The sequence below is a fragment of the Streptomyces sp. bgisy027 genome, from assembly GCF_057710365.1.
This window is the reverse complement of record NZ_JBYIVZ010000121.1, coordinates 1-1,752: the sequence shown is the minus strand read 5'-3', so window position 1 is coordinate 1,752 and position 1,752 is coordinate 1. Positions and strand designations below refer to the sequence as shown.

At 71.1% G+C, this 1,752-nt stretch carries 2 protein-coding genes; both read left to right on the top strand.

The annotated features are described in order from the left end of the window. Window positions 1-526: 526 nt before the first annotated feature. A complete protein-coding gene (locus tag AC3ETA_RS47650) occupies window positions 527-1,096 on the top strand; it encodes a hypothetical protein (protein ID WP_432199147.1) in 570 nt (189 codons plus the stop codon). Between the two features lie 107 nt (window positions 1,097-1,203). Further along, window positions 1,204-1,560 carry a PRC-barrel domain-containing protein gene (locus AC3ETA_RS47645; RefSeq protein WP_432199148.1) on the top strand — a complete coding sequence of 119 codons (357 nt, stop codon included), beginning with the start codon at window positions 1,204-1,206 and terminating at the stop codon, window positions 1,558-1,560. The last annotated feature ends 192 nt before the right edge of the window (window positions 1,561-1,752 follow it).

Here is a 1,752-nt window from a genome sequence, read left to right as displayed (position 1 = left end):
CGGCTCCTGGACACCCTGCGCGAGTACGGCAGCACCTGGCTGGACGAACTGGGTGAAGCCTCGACCCTGTCGCACCGGCACGCCCACTACTTCCTGGAGCAGGCGCGCCGGGCCGACGCGGGCTGGTGGGGCCCGGACCAGACGAGGTGGTACCGGCTACTGGACGACGCCCATGCCGACCTGCGGGCCGCGCTGGACCACTGGCTGTCGACCTCTTCCGGGGCGGCCGTGCAGATGTGCGGGCTCCTCGGCTTCTTCTGGACCTGCTGCGGATACCTACAGGTGGCCGGCGAGTACCTGGAGGTCGCTCTGGCGCGATGCACCGCACCCGCACACATCCGGGCCAGGGCCCTGTGGGCGCTGGGGATCACCCGGGTGCTGATCGGGGACAGCGCCGGGCGCACGCCCTCGCGGAACTCGCGGCCCGACAGGCGCAACGCAGTGAGGACGCCGACGGCTCCGCTCCGCCTACCTGAGCAGCCTCATCCATCTGCTGGCCGGCCGGCCCCGAGCCGCTCAGGCCGTCGTGGACGCGGCGCTGGCGCGATCGCCGCGTACGCCGAAGTCCGAGGCGGGCAGGCTGCTGTGCCGCACCGCCCGCGTGTTCGCGCCGACCGGACAGGGGCACCTGGACCGGGCCCGCGCCGACGCGCAGGAACTGCGCGCCGAGTGCGTCGCGAGAGGGGAGCGGTGGGCTCGCTCGTACACCGACTGTCAACTGGCCGTCATCGCCCTGCTGCAGGAGCGAGCCGCGGCCGCGAGCAGGCACGCCCGGTCGATGCTCCGGGGCAAGCGCAGCATCGGTGACCGTAACGGCCTGGCACTCGGCCTCGACCTGCTGGCGGCGGCGCTCGCCGCGCAAGGCGCCATCGAGCAGGCGGCGGCCGCGCGTGCCGCAGCGGAGGTCCTCTGGAGCGCGGTCGGCCAGCCCGAGCGGGGCATCCCGGACGCCCGCCACATGCAGGCCCGATACGAACGCGCGGCTCACGCGGTGCCGGGCGAGGAACGCCACGAGGAGCTGATGGCCCGGTCCGTGGCCATCGGATCGGAAGGGGTGCTCCAGGACCTCCTGGGGCCGGTGCGCGAGGTCAACTGACGGGGACGGACCCCTGATCCGTCGACGCGGTCCTGCCGGGCGCACCGTGCAGAGAAGCCGAAAAGGGGGTACGCGGCCGAAAGGGGGACGAAGAGCGGAGGATGACGATGTTCGAGGCCGGTGACATCCGGGAGTGGCGCGGTCACGATGTGGTCGACGGCAACGCGCGCAAGATCGGCAAACTGGAGTCGATCTATGTGGACACCGTCACCGACGGGCCGTCCTTCGCGACCGTCACGGTCGGCATGCCGACCCGGCACCGCCTGGTGTTCGTGCCGCTCGCCGGAGCGACGGTCGGTCCGGGATACCTGAAGGTCGTCCACTCGAAACGCCTGGTCAAGGAGGCGCCGTTCATCGAGATCGACGGTGTCCTGCCCGCCGGGGACGAAGAAGCGATCTTCGCTCACTACGACATGGCCTACAAGCCCGGCGCGGAGGGCGAACGGCGTCTGGCGCGCCGCTGACGAACGACGACGATCCCGGGAGGCGGGCATGGCTCTGTTCCTGTTCCTGCTGCTCGTGGCGGTGGTACTCGGTTTCATCGGAGTGCTCGCCGAGGGACTGCTCTACCTGCTGTTCATCGGCATACTCGTGGCGATCGCCGACATCGTCTACGTGGGAATGAGGATCCGGCGAAGCGGCAGGCGCCCGGTTCG

Bases quoted from the DNA above. Each gene is read 5' to 3' on its own strand.
- AC3ETA_RS47645 (WP_432199148.1), top strand. From the start codon at position 1,204: ATGTTCGAGGCCGGTGACATCCGGGAGTGGCGCGGTCACGATGTGGTC.